The organism is Microbacterium murale, assembly GCF_030815955.1.
In the GTDB taxonomy this organism is placed as follows: Bacteria; Actinomycetota; Actinomycetes; order Actinomycetales; family Microbacteriaceae; genus Microbacterium; species Microbacterium murale_A.
Genome location: NZ_JAUSXK010000001.1, coordinates 1,809,837 through 1,826,952 on the forward strand (window position 1 = coordinate 1,809,837; position 17,116 = coordinate 1,826,952).

The following is a 17,116-nucleotide window of genomic DNA, read 5'->3' on the forward strand; positions in this document are numbered from 1 at the left end:
GCCCACCCGCGCGTACTCCGAACGATTGTGAGAATTCCCATGCGGTTACTGCGAACAGGAATCGGCGTCGCCGCCGTGGCCCTCCTGCTGACGGGCTGCGCCTCGGGCGCGAACTCCGGCTCCGGCGAAGTCGACACCTCCCTGGATCCCGCTGACATCAGCGGTGAGATCTCCTATGCGATCTGGGACGTGAATCAGCAACCGGCGATGGAGGAGCTCATCGCCGACTTCAACAAGACGTATCCCGATGTGGACGTCTCCGTCGAGCTCACGGCCTACGCCCAGTACTTCACCAAGCTGCAGACACAGGGGTCTTCAGACACACTGCCCGACGTCTTCTGGATGAACGGCCCGAACTTCCAGCTCTTCGCCTCGAACGGACTGCTCGCTCCGGTGACGCCGCTCGAAGACGCCGGTCTCATCGACCCCGCGGACTACCCCGCCGCGATGAACGACATCTACACGCTCGACGGCGTGCAGTACGCGGTGCCGAAGGACTTCGACACGATCGCGGTCTTCTACAACCGCGACATCTTCGCCCGCGCCGGCGTCGCCGAGCCCACCTCCGATTGGACCTGGGACGACTACCACGCCACCGCGAAGCAGATCAGCGACGCCCTCGCAGGCGAGGGCATCTTCGGTTCCGGCGACGGATTCGGCACGCAGGAGACGGTCTACCCCTCCATCCTCAGCAACGGCGGCACGATCATCGAAGACGGCGAATCGGGCTACGACAGCCCAGAGGCGATCGAGGCCCTGCAGTTCTGGACCGACATGGTGGCCGACGGCTCCATGCCCTCTCCCGCCCAGAATGCTGACACGACCGGGCTGCAGCGCTTCCTGAACGGTCAGGCGGGGATGCTCTGGACGGGCAACTGGCAGGTCTCCGGACTCCTCGAATCCCCGGTCGCGGATGACGTGACGGCCGTCGAGATACCGTTGGCGCCGTCCGGTGAGCGCGTGACGGGTATCCACGGCATCGGCAACGCCATGAGCGCAAAGGCGGCAGACGACCCCGCAGCCCAGGCGTTCCTGGCGTACCTCGGATCCGAAGAGGCCGCTGTGATCCAGGCCGAACTCGGCGTCGCGAACCCCGCTTTCAACGGCACGCAGCAGACCTTCGTCGACTCCGTCCCCGAGTACAACCTGCAGATCTTCGAGGACGCGGCGGCAGACTACTCGGTCGCGCATCCTGTCTCGCTGAACACCGGCGCGTGGAACAAGCTCGAGACGGATCTGCTGCCTGAGGCCTACTCGGGAGAGCGTCCGGTGGCCGAGGTCGCCAAGGACCTGGCTGAGCAGATGAATCAGGCCCTCGCCAAGGAGAAGTAGGCCGATGACCTCCGTGAGGAACGGGACGGATGTCGCTCTGGCATCCGTCCCCGGGGTCGGGGCGTCCTCCGTCCCCGGTCCGCGTGCGAAACGTCAGTCTCCGGACGGGTACTGGCCGTTGCTGTTCGTCCTGCCGCTGCTCATCGGCATCGGACTCTTCTACCTGTGGCCACTGCTGCAGTCCGCCTACTTCAGCTTCACCGAATGGGGAGTGTTCGGGGGGACGACGTGGACGGGCTTGGACAACTACATCCGCCTTTTCAGCGATCCATCCGTGCTGCGCTCGATCCTCAACACGGTGATCTACACCCTGATCCTGCTGCTCGGCATCCCGATCGCCACCGTGTTCGCAAGCCTGCTGAATCGGCCAGGGCTGCGTTTCGCGATGCTGTACCGCACCTGCTTCTTCCTTCCCTATGTCGCCATGCCCACCGCCATCTCGATGGTGTGGCGCATCATCTACAACCAGGAATACGGCATCATCAACTCGGCATTGCGAGTCGTGGGCATCGAGGGTCCTGCCTGGATCGCCACCGAGTGGTTCGCTCTCGTCGCTGTCTCGATCCTGGGCTTGTGGATGTCGGTCGGCTTCAACATGATCATCCTGTCGGCGGGGCTGAAGGGCATTCCTTCCGAGCTCTACGAGGCATCGTCTCTCGATGGTGCATCACATGGCCGACAGTTCTTCTCGATCACCGTCCCGTTGCTGACGCCGTCGATCTTCTTCCTGTCGGTGATGACGCTCATCTCCGGTTTCCAGTTGTTCGACCTGCTCTACGCGCTTCTCGGGCCGACCAACCCGGTCATGCCGAAGACGCAGTCGCTCGTGTTCATGTTCTACAACGCCGCCTTCCTCAGCAATGAGAAGGGTTACGCCTCGGCGATCGCGATGCTCGTTCTGCTCATCATCGCCGTGTGCACGTTCCTGCAGTTCAGGCTCCAGCGGAGGTGGGTCCACTATGTCGACTGAGGCGCTTCTGACCTCTGCCATGTCGCCCGCCGCTCGGCGACGGGTGAAACGAGACGGCAGTCACTGGGGTGCGCACACCGTGCTCATCCTCGCGTCGCTGCTGATGCTCTTCCCGTTCCTCTGGCAGATCAAGCTCTCGATCTCGACAGAAGCCGAGATCATGGCCGTGCCGCCGAACTTCTGGCCATCGAGCCTGGAGTGGGAGAACTACGCCGAGGTGTTCAAGCGGCTGCCGTTCCTCAGTCAGTTCTGGGTGTCGATCGCCATCACCGCGCTGCGCACACTCGGACAGGTCGTACTCTGCTCGATGGCCGGATACGCGTTCGCTCGGATGCAGTTCCGGTTCAAGGGCCTGCTGCTCGGACTCGTGCTGTCGATCCTGATGGTGCCGGGACAGGTCTACCTGATCCCGCAGTATCAGATCATCCAGAGCCTCGGGCTGCTGGACACCATCTTCGGCATCGCTCTGCCGGGTCTGTTCAGTGCCTTCGGCACCTTCCTGATGGTGCAGTTCTTCAGAACGATGCCGGCCGAACTCGAACAGGCCGCGCGCCTGGACGGGTGCAACAGCTGGCAGATCTTCTGGCGCGTGATGCTGCCGCTTGCGAAACCCGGCATCGTGTCGCTCGCGATCATCACGATCCTCGCATCGTGGAACGACCTGTTGTGGCCCCTCGTCGTCGCGAGCTCGCCGGAGAACATGCCGCTCTCCGTGGGACTCGCCACACTGCAGGGCTATCGCTCCAGCATCCACACCGGCGTGCTCATGGCGGCATCGCTGCTCGCGATGGCCCCCGTGCTCATCTCGTTCATCATCCTGCAACGTCGTGTCGTCGAAGGCATCGCCTCCTTCTTCTTCTCCGGCCTGAAATAGAGAGTCGTTCATGCGAAACCTGGAGCCCGTGGCATCCGAATCCACTCAACTCGTCGTCGGCCTCATCGGCGCCGGCGGAATCTCCCGAATGCACGCCCCGGCGTGGAAGGCGCTCGGCGCGCACGTTCTCGTGCATTCCACCGACGGCGCGGAAGCACTCGCTGAGGAGTTCGATCTCGAAGCCGTGCAGTCGATGGCGGAGGTGCTCGAGCGTGCGACGATCATCGACATCGTGACGCCCACTGCCACACACGAAGGGATCGCGCTCGCCGCGATCGCCGCCGGCAAGGACATCGTGTGCGAGAAGCCGCTCACCCTCACCGCCCGATCCTCGCGTGCCGTCTTCGACGCGGCGAACGCGGCGGGGGTGCAGATCTTCCCTGCCCATGTCGTGCGCTACACCGCCCCGTATGCTGCGGCGCATCACGCTGTCACCGCGGGACGGCTGGGACGTGTCGCTGTGGCGCGCTTCCATCGGGAGGGCTCGAGCCCTGCGATCGGCACCTGGTTCCAGGACGTGAAGCTCTCGGGCGGAGTGATCATGGACCTGATGCTGCACGACCTCGACCAGGCCCGTTGGATCTGCGGCGAAGTCGTCAGCGTCTATGCGGTGCAGAACCCATCCACGGTGGACGGCCTCATCCCGCCGTTCGTCTCCGCGCACGTCACTCTCACGCACCTGGGCGGCGCGATCTCGCACATCCATGCGACGTGGGGGGCGACCGGCACGATATTCAAGACCGGGTTCAGCATCGCAGGTGAGAAGGGCGTGCTGAAGTACTCGTCGCTGGAGAACAGCGGTCTGACTCTGGAGCTGCAGGGCATCGACGGGGCGAGCCTGACCATTCCCGAGACCCCGGTGCGGGAGAGTCCGTACCTCGAGGAGCTTCGCGAGTTCGCCGAGGCGTTCCGCGGCGGACCCGCTCCGCGCGTCAGCGCCGAGGACGGGGCGTTCGCCGTCTACCTGGCGGAGGCCGCACAACGGTCGCTCGACACAGGTCAGGTCGTCGTCATGTCGGAGTTCAGCACCCCGCAGGAGGAAGCAGCGTGACCACCGCACACCCGATCAAGATCGCGATCGCCTCGTTCGCCCACATGCACGCCGCGGGCTACGCGAGGACGCTGCTCGGCATGCCGGGCGTATCGCTGCTCGCCAGCGACCCCGACGGGGCCACCGCCCCGGACGACGCGCCTCGCGGCGCCGACCTCGCCGCCCAGATCGGCGTGCCCTATGTCGATGACTACGACGATCTCTTCGCGTGGGGCCCCGATGCCGTGATCGTCACCACGGAGAACGCACGTCACCGTGCGATCGTGGAACGTGCGGCCGCCGAGGGCGTGCACGTGCTCTGCGAAAAGCCGATCGCCACGGAGATCGCCGATGCCGAAGCCATGATCGCTGCCTGCGCGGCCGCCGGGGTGATCCTGATGATCGCCTACCCTGTGCGGTTCGCTTCGCAGTTCACGGCGCTCCGCCAGCACCTCGACGCCGGGGCGCTCGGCGAGCCGTTCGCGATCGTCGGGACGAACAACGGCAAGATCCCTACCGATTCCCGGCAATGGTTCACAGACCCGGCGCTCTCCGGTGGCGGCGCGATGGTCGACCACGTCGTGCACTGCGCCGACCTCATCGATGCGCTCACAGGCGGAATGCGAGCGCGCACGGTGTACGCGGCGGCGAACGGCATCCTGCATTCGGAGAAGAACGTGGCGGCCGAGACCGGTGGCCTCGTGACGATCACATACGAGAGCGGCCTCATCGCCACGATCGATTGCTCGTGGAGCCAGCCGGACGCGGCATCGACATGGGGCGGACTGACACTGAAGGTGACGGGCACGAACGGATCGGTCGAGATCGAGCCGTTCGCCGAGCACATCGGCGGTGTCGGCGTCGACGGAGACATCCGCATCGGCTATGGAGCCGACATCGACGCGCTCCTGATCGACGAGTTCCTCGAGGCTGTCCGTCGCTCGGGCGCCGCGGTTCCCGGACGGGCTCCTCTCGCACCGCAGCCGGACGGCGCAGTGGGCATGCGCACGCTCGAGATCGTGGATGCTGCTCGTCGTTCCGCGCGCGCCGGCTCCCCGGTCGCGGTCTGATGGACGGGGGGCGGCGTCTGCCGCCCCCCGTCTCAGGATCGGGCCGGCCCGAGAGGCAGTGCGACCGGTGAGAAGTCGTAGATCGTGTACTGGCCGCACGCGATCACATCTGTCGGCATCGCGTTCGTGCCCAATGCCCAGGATGTGCTCTGCGCATCCTCGATGAGGAATGTGACCTCACCCGCTTCGAAGTCTGAGCGATTGATGAGCCACGCGTATGCGTTCAGCTGATGGTCGACCTGAATGAGCTGCGACGGATCGTCCAGGTGCAGCTTCGGCAGCCGGACGGTCCAGAACTGTCCGGCGCCCACCTGTCCCGACGCGTTCACCCATTCGCTCACGCAGGTGAGGTCGGCATTCGGATGCTGCGCGGTCGCGGCCACGCGGGGAGTGCTGAGGCCCGCACCGACGACCAGCAGGACGCCGGCGCCGGCGGTCATGGCGACGACGGCCCGCTGCGGAACTCGCAGAGCCCGCGGCGAGGCGACCAGTCCGAGGATGGGCGCGAAGGCCACGGGTTCGAGATACCGGGCGGCATGGGTGCCGAGCGCGACGGCGCCGACAGCCACGAGCACCGGCAGCAGCCATGCCGCCACCGCCACGACCCGCGCGCCACGAGTGGGCGCGCGGACGGACTGCACGATCGCGAGCAGCAGCAGAGCTGTCAGCAGCACTGCGCCGAGCGCGCCGAGCGGAGCGGACAGACGCTCGGCGAGAAGCTCGCCGTAGTAGCGGACCGATTGCGGCCAGAGCGTGGGCTGCGCGTAGGCGGAGCCGTCGTTGGCGATCCATTCCGAAAGCGGAATGCGAGCGACGAAACCTGCCGCAGTCCCGCCGACGATCCAGACGAACAAGGGAATCGCATGACCGCGTGAGCGCTGGTACACGGCGGAGACGCCGAGCAGCAGGCCAAGCGGCACCGTGGCCCACGCCGCGTAGAGCGGGTTGGACAGGGTGGACACAGCCGCGATGACCCCGAGCACTGCAGGCAACCGCCACCGAACTCGCACTGTTCCGTCGAACACGCGTCGCACGATCCCGATGCTCAGGACGACAGCGATCACCGTGGCCGAGTAGTACGTCGTCGTCGCGAGCAGTGACGCCAGTTCGAGCGAGTCACGGGAAGCGGAGGTCTCGGTCATCGCGAGGACGCCGAACATGCTGACAGCGAGAAGCGACCATGCCACGGGGGCGGATCCCTCGCGTCGTCGGCCAGCAGCCAGTCGGACAGCCCCGTACAGCGCCGTCAGGTTCACGACGGCATTGATCACGAATACGGCATTGACGTCGAGAGCGAACACTCTTCCCAGCATCCAGAGCAGTCCGAACACCACGATCTCCGGCAGGAACAGCACGCTGGACATCACCCAGTCGAAGGATTCCCCTTCGGACACGGAACGCACGAGCAACGCGACGACCAGTGAGTCACTGTCCCTGAACAGCAGATCAGCGCGCGCCGTCGTCGCGACTTGGGCCACCGTGACGACGGCGATCAGCACGGCGGCGAGCCAGCCGCACAGCTCGCGGACCCACGTTTGTCGCATGTCCAATACTCTTTCATGCCTGCTTCTGTGTCGATCACGGGACTCTCGGCGTGCACGAGCCGGTAAACTCTAAGAAATCCCCCGCCCGCCTGTGCCGCAAGGCCGCGACGAGCCATTGAGGAGCCGCTTATGCTGTTGCTCCTTGCCGTGTTCCTTCTCGGGGCTCTTGTTCTTCCCGTGTTGGTACGTTGGCTCGGGGCGCGAGCGTTCGCGGTCGGGGCTCTCATACCCGCTGCGGCATTCGTTCAGGCGCTGGTGATGACGCCGCAGGTGCTGACCGGTGATTCCCCACCGTTCGAGAGCGTGGAGTGGATCCCCCAGCTCGGCCTGAATCTGTCGATGCGCATGGACGTGCTCGGGTGGGTGCTGACGCTGATCGTCACCGGGGTCGGCGCTCTCGTGCTGCTCTACTGCCGCTGGTACTTCCATGACGAGGCCGCGGGCCTCGGACAGTTCGCCGGCGTCCTGCTCGGCTTCGCCGGGGCCATGTACGGACTCGTCCTCACCGACGATCTCGTCATCCTCGTGATGTTCTGGGAAGTCACGAGCATCCTTTCCTATCTGCTCATCGGCCACTACCGCCGCCGTGCGGCAAGCCGTCGTGCCGCGCTGCAGGCGCTGCTGGTCACCACCCTCGGCGGGCTCGTCATGTTCGTCGGCGTCGTACTGCTCGTCGTCGACACCGGCACCTCGAGCATCACCGAGATGCTCGAACTCGCGCCGACAGGGCCGCTCGTGAATGCGGCGATCGTGATGCTGCTGGTCGGCGCTCTCAGCAAGTCGGCGATATTCCCGTTCCACTTCTGGCTGCCGGGTGCGATGGCGGCGCCTACACCGGTCAGCGCATATCTGCACGCCGCGGCAATGGTGAAGGCGGGAATCTACCTCGTGGCCCGGTTCGCGCCGATCTTCGCGCTGTCCGAGCCGTGGCGACCCATCGTGATCTCCTTCGGGGTCTTCACGATGCTGCTCGGCGGCATCCAAGCGCTGCGAGAGACAGACCTCAAGCGCATCCTGGCATTCGGTACAGTCAGTCAACTCGGGTTCTTCACGGTCATGGTCGGCTACGGCACGCAGGCGACTGCGCTCGCTGGACTCGCGCTGGTGATCGGGCATGCACTGTTCAAGTCGGCCCTGTTCCTCATCGTCGGCGTCATCGACCGCCAGCTCTCCACTCGTGACATCGATGAGCTGTCGGGTGTGGGCAGACAGGCGCCCGTAATGGCGACGATCTCGTTCATCTCGGTCGCCTCGATGGCAGGCGTCGCACCGACCATCGGGTTCGTCGCCAAGGAATCGGCGCTCACCGGACTGCTCGACGATGCTGTCGGCGGTTCACCGTGGGCTCTGGTCGCATTGATCGGTGTCGTTCTCGGATCCATGCTCACTGCGGCATATGGTGTCAGGTTCCTGTGGGGAGCGTTTTGGAAGAAGCGCGACGAGCGTGGCCAGCGGATGCCGGACACCGTCTGGCCAGACCCCCCGGTGGGCTTCCTCTCCGCTCCGATCATCCTCGGCGGAGCGACCATCGCCCTGGGAATCGGTGCGCCGGCGCTCGACACCGCACTGCACGGCTACGCCGTGACCGCGGTACGCGGTCTCGACCCGGAGGGCGTCGCGAACGAGGGCCCGGGCCATCTGGCCCTGTGGCACGGGTTCGAGCCGGCGCTGGGTATATCGGTGCTGTCCGTCGTGCTCGGCATCGGCCTGTTCCTGCTCAGCAGACGAACCGGCTGGGACCGCAGGGCGCGAATGCTGAAGTTCACCGCCGCGGACGCGTACTTCGTCGTGATGCGCGGCATCGACCGACTCTCAGTGATCACCACCACCCTCACTCAGCGAGGCTCTCTGCCGGTCTATGTCGGCACGATCTTCGTCGTGTTCGTCGCCGCGGAGACGACCGCGCTCCTCGCGAGTGACATCGATCAGCTCAACCTCTCCGCCTGGCACACCCCGACCCAGATCGCCGTCGCACCGATCATGGCCATCGCCGCGGTCTTCGCGGTGCAGGCACGCAAGCGCTACACCGGCGTCGTGCTGGTCTCGGTGTCCGGCCTCGGCATGGTCGCCTTGTTCGCGACGAGCGGTGCCCCCGACCTCGCTCTCACCCAGATCCTCGTCGAGACCGTCACCATGGTCACCTTCGCCCTGGTCCTGAGGCGCCTTCCGTCGCGCATGGGCGAGCACAACGCCTCTGTCTCGCGCATCCCGCGAGCTGTGCTGGCGATCGGCGTCGGCGTCACGATGGCGTTCATCGCAGTCGTCGCGACCCAGGCCCGCATCACTGATCCGATCTCGGTCTCGTTCGCTGAACTCGCCTATGAGATCGGCCACGGCAAGAACGTCGTCAATGTCGCACTCGTCGATCTCCGTGGCTGGGACACGATGGGGGAGCTCTCCGTCCTCGTGCTCGCCGCCACCGGCGTGGCCTCGCTCGTGTTCGTCACTCATCGTGCCGACATGCTCTCCCAGCGGCCCTCTCTGCCGGAGCACTCGCGACGCCGGACGCGGATCGCTCCGCTCGTCGAGACGACGGACGGCATCCGCTTCCAGACCACCGAGAATCGCAGCAGCCCGCGCGCGTGGCTCATCGGCGGGCAGCAGATGAAGCCTGAGAACCGGTCGATCCTGCTCGAAGTGATCGTTCGCATCCTCTTCCACACGATCATCGTGGTCTCCATCTATCTGCTCTTCGCCGGCCACAACGGTCCCGGTGGTGGTTTCGCCGGAGGTCTCGTCGCCGGGATGGCGCTCGTCATGCGCTACATCGCGGGCGGACGCTGGGAGCTCGGCGCCGCCGCCCCAGCGGACGCCGGGCGCCTGCTGGGCTTCGGGCTCATCCTCGCCGTCGGAACGGCGGTGCTGCCGTTGTTCTTCGGCCTCGCACCGCTGACCAGCTCGTTCTGGGAGTGGGAGATCCCCGGCCTCGGCCACATGGAGTTCGTCACGTCGACGATCTTCGACATCGGCGTCTACCTCGTCGTCATCGGACTCGTGCTCGATGTACTGCGCAGCCTCGGTGCCGAGGTCGATCGCCAGGCGCAGCAGATGCGTGCGCGGGGGGTGAGCATCTGATGGATGTCTCACTCACCCTCATCATCGTGATGGCGATTCTCTTCGCCTGCGGCGTGTACGCCATGCTCGAACGCAGCCTCACCCGCGTGCTCATCGGCTTCCTTCTGCTGGGAAACGCCACCAACCTGCTTCTCCTGATCGTCATGGGCGTGCCGGGCAACGCCCCGTTCTTCGGTACCGAGGGCACGTTGAGCGATCCGTTGCCGCAGGCGCTCACGCTCACCGCCATCGTCATCACCTTTGCGGTCTCCGCGTTCCTGCTCGCTCTCATCTACCGCTCCTGGCAGCTCGGCCAGGCCGACACCGTCGAGGACGACGAGGCCGACATCGCACTGCGCGAGCGCACCGATGCAGACGAAGACGTCATGGACGACGAAGGGGATGCCGAAGACGAAGAGGCCACGACCGACTTCGTGGACGTGCGCACTTCGCCGATCACCGTGCTGCAGATGCGGGATCACGCCTCGATCCGCGACGACGCTCCGATGGATCGGCCGTGGTCGCCCACTGACTCGGCACCCCCGGCATCCGACGACGAGGAGGACCGCACATGAGTGCGCTCGTCCCCCTGCTCGTCGCGCTCCCGCTTCTGGGGGCGGCGATCACTCTGGTGTTCGGCCGCAGCCCTCGCCTGCAGGTGTTCGTCACGGTCGCGGCCCTCGCAGCAGTGGCGGTCATCGCCGCGGTGCTGCTCATCGCCGTCGACGGCGGCTCGCCGCTGGCCGTCTCCGTCGGCGGGTGGCCGGTGCCGTTCGGCATCGTGCTCTACGTCGACAGGCTCGCCGCCCTGCTCGTGCTGATCTCCAGCATCGTGCTGCTCGCGGTGCTGCTGTTCTCGATCGGCCAGGGTGCCGCAGACGGCACGGACGAGACCCCGATCTCGATCTTCAACCCGTCGTACCTGATCCTCGCGGCCGGCATATTCAACGCCTTCATCGCCGGTGATCTGTTCAACCTCTATGTGGGCTTCGAGATCCTGCTGGTCGCGTCGTATGTGTTGATCACACTCGGCAGCACGGAGTCGCGCATCCGCACCGGTGCGGTGTACATCGTCGTCTCGCTCGTGTCGTCGATCATCTTCCTCGCCTCGATCGCGATGATCTACGGCGCGCTCGGCACCGTGAACATGGTGCAGATCGCCGAGCGCATGACGGAACTGCCGCAGGAGACGCAGCTCGTGCTGCACCTGATGCTCGTGGTCGCGTTCGGGATCAAGGCGGCCATCTTCCCGGTGTCGTTCTGGCTGCCGGACTCCTATCCGACCGCCCCCGCACCGGTGACTGCCGTGTTCGCTGGCCTGCTGACGAAGGTCGGCGTCTACGCGCTGATCCGCACCGAGACGCAGCTGTTCGCCGAGAACAGCATCGACACGTTGCTGCTGATCGTCGCACTTGCGACCATGATCATCGGCGTGCTCGGCGCCGTGGCGCAGGCCGAGCTGAAGAGGATTCTGTCGTTCACCCTCGTGAGCCACGTCGGCTACATGATCTTCGGCCTGGCCATCGCAACGCCCGCGGCGATCGGCGCCACGGTGTACTACATCGTTCACCACATCGTCGTGCAGACGACCCTGTTCCTCGCCGTCGGACTCATCGAGCGAAGAGCCGGCAGCACGTCGATCCTCAGGGTCAAGGGTCTGATGAAGGCGGCACCGCTGCTCGCAGTGCTCTACTTCGTGCCGGCCATCAACCTGGGCGGCCTGCCGCCGTTCTCCGGATTCATCGGCAAGTTCGCGCTGTTCGAGGCTGCGGCATCCGTCGGCACTCCGATCATGATGGTGCTGATCTTCGGCGGCATCCTGACATCCCTGCTCACCCTCTACGCCCTCATGCGTGCGTGGAACCTCTCGTTCTGGCGTGAGGAGGAGGACTCGGCGGAGACCGATGGTCGCATCGAGTACCTCGGCAACGCGCCAGCGGCCGACGAGCAGCAGGAGCGCCGTCGCATCCCGAAGATCATGACGCTCGCCACCGGCGGGATGGTCGGTGTGACACTTCTGCTGACGATCTTCGCCGGGCCGCTGTATGCGCTGTGCGATCGCATCGGCGATGCGCTGCTTCAGCCGGTCAGCCTCGTGCAGCTGGAAGAGGAGGTGAGCCCGTGACTCCCGAGACTCAGCGCCACCGCCTGCACGACGTGTGGCTGCAGCTCCCGTTCCTCGCGTGGCTCGTCGTGCTCTGGATGCTGCTGTGGAACCAGTTCACACTGCTGTCGTTCGTCACCGGACTCGTCGTCGCCGTCTTCGTCACGCGCGTCTTCCGTCTGCCGACCATCGAACTCTCCGGCCGTGTCAACCTCTGGTACGGGGCGCTGTTCCTCGTGCAGTTCCTGTTCGCCGTCGTGCGCGGTGCGATCGCCGTGTCGATCCAGGTATTCGATTTCCGTCGTCAGCCCGGTGCGGCGATCATCGCGATACCGCTGCAGTACGCCGATGACCTGATCATGACGCACGTCTCGGTCACGTCTTCGCTGATCCCCGGTTCGCTGGTCGTCGAGACGGATCGTGACCGCCGCGTGCTGTACCTGCACATAATCGGCGTACGCACACGTGCCGACGCCGATGCGCAGCGCGACGGCATCCTGCGCTGGGAGAAGAGGATCGTGCGGGCGCTGGGCACTCCGGCGCAGTATCGTGCGCTGAAGGCCGACGAGCGCGCAGGGGGTGGGCGATGAACATACTGATGATCGTGATCGTGGCGGTGTTCAGCATCGCTGCCGTCCTGACCCTGTTCCGCATCATCCGCGGGCCGTCGATCCTCGATCGCGCCGTGGCATCCGATGTCCTCCTCACCGAGGTGATGTGCGTGCTGGGTGCGGAGATGGCGATCAACGGCCACACCCGCAGCATTCCGGTGCTGCTCATCATCGCCGCCGTCGGTGTGTTCGGGTCGATCTCGGTCGCCCGGTATGTGGCGAGAAGGGACAACACGACATCATGAACGTGTTCGACTTCGAGATTCCGGACGCCGTCATCGACGTCGCGGTACTGGTGCTGATCCTGTGCGGTGCGGTGCTGTGCCTCTCTGCGGCGGTGGGGCTGCTGCACTTCCGTGACGTGCCGTCCCGCCTGCACGCCGCGACCAAGCCGCAGGTGCTCGGGGTGATGCTGATCTGCCTGGCCGTCGCGCTCGCTCAGCGTTCCGTCGGCGGCATCCTGCTGGGCCTCGCGCTGGTGGCGCCGATCGTGCTGATGCAGTTCGCGACGGCTCCGCTGTCGGCGCACATGGTGGGTCGCCAGGCGTACCGCAACGGGACGACGGAGGAGCGCAGGCTCGTCGTCGACGAACTGGCCGAGTCGAAGCAGACCCCGCCCGGGGCCGGGTAGTCCGGGCGGCGAGCCCGAAGTATCGTGGGCCGGAACGCGACGGAGGGGGACGAGTGAACGCACAGCCGGGATGGTACGACGCCGAGGTTCCAGGCGTGCAGCGCTGGTGGGACGGTGCGCAGTGGACGGCCCACGAACGCGGAGCGAGCTCAACGCCGGTCGTGGCGCAGCCGGTGCAGCACGTGGCTTTGCGTGCGCCGATGGGCTGGTTCCCGGTGTCGGGCGCGTCGGACGTGCGCTGGTGGGACGGTGCGCAATGGACGCCATACCGTCTTCGTGGTGGCAAGCCCCGCCCGGATGCTTTCGCCATCGAACCGGGAAGCAACGGATTCGTGCTCGGTTTCCTGTTCATCGTGCTCGGGATCACGCAGTTCAACACCTACAACCTCTCGGGGCAGCCCTTCTTCGCCTTCACCCCGGTGCTGTTCCTGGTGGCCGGTGCCCTCTGGCTCATCGGAGGATTGCGCACACGCCAGCTGACGAAACTTCCGGCTCCGTCGACCTCGCCCGTTCTCGATGCGTCGACCCGCCCGCTTCCCGGCGAGGTCGAGGGAGCAGGGGCCGGGTGGTTCGCGGTGTCCGGCCAGGTCAGTCGCTGGTGGACCGGAACCCGATGGAGCCCGTACGTCGGACAGAAGATCGGCGTACGGCCGACCCAGCACGGCGAGCGTTCGTTCCGAGTCTCGATGATCATCGGGTGGGTCTTCGCCATACTCGGCACGATCGGCACGGTGCTCGGTTTCGTGTTGATCTACGCGCTGGACCGGTGGGTGGGCGTGGCCATCGTGGTCCCCGGGCTGATCGGGGTGGTGGTCGGCGGGCTCGTGCTGGTGCTCACCTACGTCCGCCGGTACACGCTGATCCTCCCGCCGAAGGCTCCGCCGTTGGCCTGACATCGGCCCGGCAGTTCAGAGCGAACGGGCAAACTCCGTGATCAGGGCGGCGGCGAGAGCCGCATCACTGATTAACGTGCCGTGGCCGTGGTCGGGGATCTCCTTCAGCTCGGCGGGCCCAGGCACGAGCGAGACGATCTCGCGGCACCACGACACCGGCGCGAGGGGGTCGCGCTCGCCCCGCAGCACGAGCACCGGGCACTTGACCCTCGCGTAGGCCTTCTCCGGTTCGTGCACGACGGTGGCACGGATCTTCCGGATGAGGTGCGGGCCGCCGCGCAGATACTCGCGCGCACCGCGCCAGAGCACGATCGGGCGCTCGCCGACGAGGTCGCGCAGCAGGTACGTGGCCTGTTCCCGGATGCTGCGTGTCGCGCTGTTCACCGTGGGGCCGGCGAGGACCAGCCCGTCGACCAGGTCCGGATGCCGTGCCGCGAGCTCGGCGCCGATCTGGCTGCCCATCGAATGGCCGATGATCACGGCATCCATGACGCCGATGCTGCGCAGGAAGGCCGCTATCAGGTCGGCGTGACGCGCCATGGTGAGAGTGCGCTCGGGCTCGGGTGCCTCGCCGAAACCAGGCAGGTCGAGGGCGATGATGCGACCGGGCAGGCGCTCGATGAAGTCGAGGTAAACGCTGCGGCCCATCCCGATCCCGTGCACGAGCACGTACGGTCGGCTGCCGGCGCCGAAGTCTTCGGCGATGAGGGTCGCACCGCCGTGCTCGAACTCGATGACGGATACGGCGACGCCCTCAGGAGCGAGAAGACGGGAAGGCATGAATCGACCCTATCGAGGGATGCCGTCCGCCGGCCTGAACGAGCGGTGTCCGCGCTCTGTGTGAAACTGTCATGTGTCTTCGCAAGACCCCTCCAATACCGACCAAGCCCCGTCCACCACCGATTCTGCGAAGCCGCGCATGCGCGAGCGCCTGACAGAGACGTTCGCCGACCCGGTGCTGCGCGCGCTGGTGACCGCGTCAGCGGTGTCACGCATCGGGCGAGGGGTCTTCCTCACGGTCACCGTGCTGTTCTTCACGCTGATCATCGGTCTGAGCGCCGGCGAAGCCGCCGTGGTGCTCGCGGTCACCAGTGCCTGCGGAGTGCTCGCCTCCTTCCTCGGCGGATGGCTCGCCGACCGATGGAGCGCCCGCCGACTCGCCTACGTCTTCGAGACGCTGGGCGGACTGCTGCTGGCGACCTACGCCTTCGCCGACACCTTCATCGCCGCTGTGGTGATCGCGGCCCTGGCGGGCCTCTTCGACACGATCGCCTACTCGGCTCGATCCGCCATCATCGCGCGCGGATTCGCGCCAGAGCGGCGGGTGCACGCCCGTGCGGTATTACGCACGGTGACCAATCTGTCGATCGCACTCGGCTCCGGCATCGCCGCGATCGCCCTGGCGCTGAGCACCGCTGAGGCGTACCGTGTCGTCATCGTCTTCGCGGGCGTGATCGGCGTCCTCGGCGCCATACCGTTGCTTCGGCTGCCGGCATCCGTCGACGCACCGGTGCGCGAGGTCGAAGAGGTCCGCACGGAGACCGGCTCGATCGACACCCTCGGCACGGCGCAGGCCGCACTCGCTGCCCGGCAGGATTGGCGGAGGCGTTCGCCATGGCGCGATCCCCGCTACCTGCTGTTGTCGTTCCTCTCGGCGGTGTTCGGCATGCAATTCGGTGTCGCCGAGCTCGGGATGCCGCTGTGGGTGACGCAGCGCACGAACGCCCCCGATTGGATCGTCGCACTGCTGCTGATCGTCAACACTTCGCTCGTGGTGCTCTTCCAGGTGCGCGCGTCGCGTGGCACGCACGATGTGCGCGTCGCGGGACGGGTGACGATGATCGCCGGATGGCTGATGGCCGCGGCATGCGTGATCTATGCGCTCGCTGCGGGGTTGCCGGCCTGGGTCGCGATCGTCGTGCTGATCGTCGCCGCCGTCACGCACACCTTCGCCGAGATCCTCTCGCAGGCGGGTGCATGGGGGCTCAGCTTCGAGCTCGCCGATCCCCTGCGTGCCGGTGCTTATCAGGGCGTGTTCGGCATGGGGTTCTCGCTCGGCTTGCTCGCAGCGCCCTTCGTCGTGAACGCGACGGCGATCACGTTCGGGCTGCTCGGGTGGATGATGCTCGGGGCGATCTTCCTTGCCGCCGCTTTCGGCATCTGGGTGGTCTCGCGGCGTGCGTTCGTGGAGACGGTCGTCGAAGCTCCCTGAACTGCAGTTCAGAGCACCGCCGAGAGGAAGTCCCTGGTCCGCTGCTCCTGCGGATCGCTGAAGATGTCCTCCGGCTTGCCCTCTTCGACGATACGACCACTGTCGAACATGAGCACACGGTTCGACACGTCGCGCGCGAACTGCATCTCATGCGTGACGATCAGCATCGTCACATCGGTGTCGCGGGCGATGTCGCGGAGAATGTTCAGCACCTCGCCGACCACCTCGGGGTCGAGTGCGCTCGTGACCTCGTCGAGCAGCAGGATCTCGGGCTCCATGGCGAGTGCCCGCGCGATCGCCACGCGCTGCTGCTGTCCGCCGGAGAGCTGCGTGGGGTGCGCGTTCTCCTTGTCGGGGAGCCCCACCTTCTCCAGCAGTGCACGTCCGCGGGCGATCGCTTCCTTCTTGGGAAGACCCAGCACGTGAACCGGAGCCTCGATGATGTTCTCGATCACGGTCATGTTCGGGAACAGGTTGAACTGCTGGAAGACCATCCCGATGCGCTTGCGCATCTCGTTCTTGTGCTTCTCCTTCAGCTCGACACGCTTGCCGTCGCGTTCGAAGTGCGTGAGCGGCTTGCCGTCGATGAGGATGTAGCCGGCATCCGCCTCTTCCAGTGTCATGACGAGCCGCAGGATCGTCGTCTTACCCGAGCCACTCGGCCCGATGAGGGTCACGCGATCCCCGCGACGCACCGTGAAGTCGAGGTCGTGCAGCACGACGTGGTCGCCGAAGCGCTTCTCGACCTTGTCGAAGCGGATGGCGGGCACGTCGCCGTGGTCCAACGCGAT

General features: G+C 66.1%; 16 protein-coding genes. 13 read left to right on the forward strand and 3 right to left on the reverse strand.

Annotated features, from left to right (window positions below; translation table 11 throughout):
* Positions 1-39: 39 nt before the first annotated feature.
* The 5 genes from QFZ46_RS08885 to QFZ46_RS08905 are packed head-to-tail and all read left to right on the forward strand — an operon-like array spanning position 40 to position 5,276.
* On the forward strand, positions 40-1,332 hold the full coding sequence (locus QFZ46_RS08885; RefSeq protein WP_307360504.1) for an ABC transporter substrate-binding protein: 1,293 nt from the start codon (positions 40-42) through the stop codon (positions 1,330-1,332).
* Between the two features lie 4 nt (positions 1,333-1,336).
* Complete coding sequence (locus QFZ46_RS08890; protein ID WP_307360506.1) at positions 1,337-2,302, forward strand: carbohydrate ABC transporter permease; 966 nt, start codon at positions 1,337-1,339, stop codon at positions 2,300-2,302.
* Entirely contained in the window at positions 2,292-3,176 is an 885-nt protein-coding gene (locus QFZ46_RS08895) for a carbohydrate ABC transporter permease (RefSeq protein WP_307360507.1), read from the forward strand. The genes QFZ46_RS08890 and QFZ46_RS08895 overlap by 11 nt, the downstream gene beginning before the upstream one ends.
* Before the next feature lie 10 nt (positions 3,177-3,186).
* Positions 3,187-4,227 carry a Gfo/Idh/MocA family protein gene (locus tag QFZ46_RS08900; RefSeq protein WP_307360508.1) on the forward strand — a complete coding sequence of 347 codons (1,041 nt, stop codon included), beginning with the start codon at positions 3,187-3,189 and terminating at the stop codon, positions 4,225-4,227.
* Positions 4,224-5,276 (forward strand): Gfo/Idh/MocA family protein, encoded by a 1,053-nt coding sequence (locus QFZ46_RS08905; RefSeq protein WP_307360509.1) that lies wholly within the window; start codon positions 4,224-4,226, stop codon positions 5,274-5,276. The genes QFZ46_RS08900 and QFZ46_RS08905 overlap by 4 nt, the downstream gene beginning before the upstream one ends.
* 32 nt (positions 5,277-5,308) lie before the next feature.
* On the opposite strand, the gene QFZ46_RS08910 is transcribed toward QFZ46_RS08905, so the two are convergent.
* A complete protein-coding gene (locus QFZ46_RS08910; protein WP_307360511.1) occupies positions 5,309-6,820 on the reverse strand; it encodes a hypothetical protein in 1,512 nt (503 codons plus the stop codon).
* 129 nt (positions 6,821-6,949) lie between these two features.
* On the opposite strand from QFZ46_RS08910, the gene QFZ46_RS08915 reads away from it, so the two are divergent.
* From QFZ46_RS08915 to QFZ46_RS08945, 7 genes are read left to right on the forward strand one after another with little or no spacing between them, the layout of a single operon-like run.
* Positions 6,950-9,895, forward strand: a complete 2,946-nt coding sequence (locus QFZ46_RS08915) for a Na+/H+ antiporter subunit A (protein ID WP_307360512.1) — start codon at positions 6,950-6,952, stop codon at positions 9,893-9,895.
* Positions 9,895-10,449, forward strand: a complete 555-nt coding sequence (locus QFZ46_RS08920; RefSeq protein WP_307360513.1) for a Na(+)/H(+) antiporter subunit C — start codon at positions 9,895-9,897, stop codon at positions 10,447-10,449. Before QFZ46_RS08915 ends, QFZ46_RS08920 begins: the two co-directional genes overlap by 1 nt.
* Entirely contained in the window at positions 10,446-11,999 is a 1,554-nt protein-coding gene (locus tag QFZ46_RS08925) for a Na+/H+ antiporter subunit D (protein ID WP_307360514.1), read from the forward strand. Before QFZ46_RS08920 ends, QFZ46_RS08925 begins: the two co-directional genes overlap by 4 nt.
* Positions 11,996-12,568, forward strand: coding sequence for a Na+/H+ antiporter subunit E (locus QFZ46_RS08930; protein ID WP_307360515.1), 573 nt, complete (start codon positions 11,996-11,998; stop codon positions 12,566-12,568). The genes QFZ46_RS08925 and QFZ46_RS08930 overlap by 4 nt, the downstream gene beginning before the upstream one ends.
* Positions 12,565-12,834, forward strand: a complete 270-nt coding sequence (locus tag QFZ46_RS08935; RefSeq protein ID WP_307360517.1) for a monovalent cation/H+ antiporter complex subunit F — start codon at positions 12,565-12,567, stop codon at positions 12,832-12,834. Before QFZ46_RS08930 ends, QFZ46_RS08935 begins: the two co-directional genes overlap by 4 nt.
* On the forward strand, positions 12,831-13,220 hold the full coding sequence (gene mnhG / locus QFZ46_RS08940; protein WP_307360519.1) for a monovalent cation/H(+) antiporter subunit G: 390 nt from the start codon (positions 12,831-12,833) through the stop codon (positions 13,218-13,220). The genes QFZ46_RS08935 and mnhG overlap by 4 nt, the downstream gene beginning before the upstream one ends.
* Before the next feature lie 53 nt (positions 13,221-13,273).
* Entirely contained in the window at positions 13,274-14,113 is an 840-nt protein-coding gene (locus QFZ46_RS08945) for a DUF2510 domain-containing protein (RefSeq protein WP_307360521.1), read from the forward strand.
* Between the two features lie 15 nt (positions 14,114-14,128).
* On the opposite strand, the gene QFZ46_RS08950 is transcribed toward QFZ46_RS08945, so the two are convergent.
* Positions 14,129-14,893 (reverse strand): alpha/beta fold hydrolase, encoded by a 765-nt coding sequence (locus QFZ46_RS08950; RefSeq protein WP_307360522.1) that lies wholly within the window; start codon positions 14,891-14,893, stop codon positions 14,129-14,131.
* Positions 14,894-15,032: 139 nt separating this feature from the next.
* On the opposite strand from QFZ46_RS08950, the gene QFZ46_RS08955 reads away from it, so the two are divergent.
* A complete protein-coding gene (locus QFZ46_RS08955; RefSeq protein WP_307360524.1) occupies positions 15,033-16,325 on the forward strand; it encodes an MFS transporter in 1,293 nt (430 codons plus the stop codon).
* An 8-nt stretch (positions 16,326-16,333) separates the two neighbouring features.
* Here QFZ46_RS08955 and ehuA read toward each other — a convergent pair whose 3' ends face one another.
* Positions 16,334-17,116 carry an ectoine/hydroxyectoine ABC transporter ATP-binding protein EhuA gene (gene ehuA / locus QFZ46_RS08960; protein ID WP_373457672.1) on the reverse strand — a complete coding sequence of 261 codons (783 nt, stop codon included), beginning with the start codon at positions 17,114-17,116 and terminating at the stop codon, positions 16,334-16,336.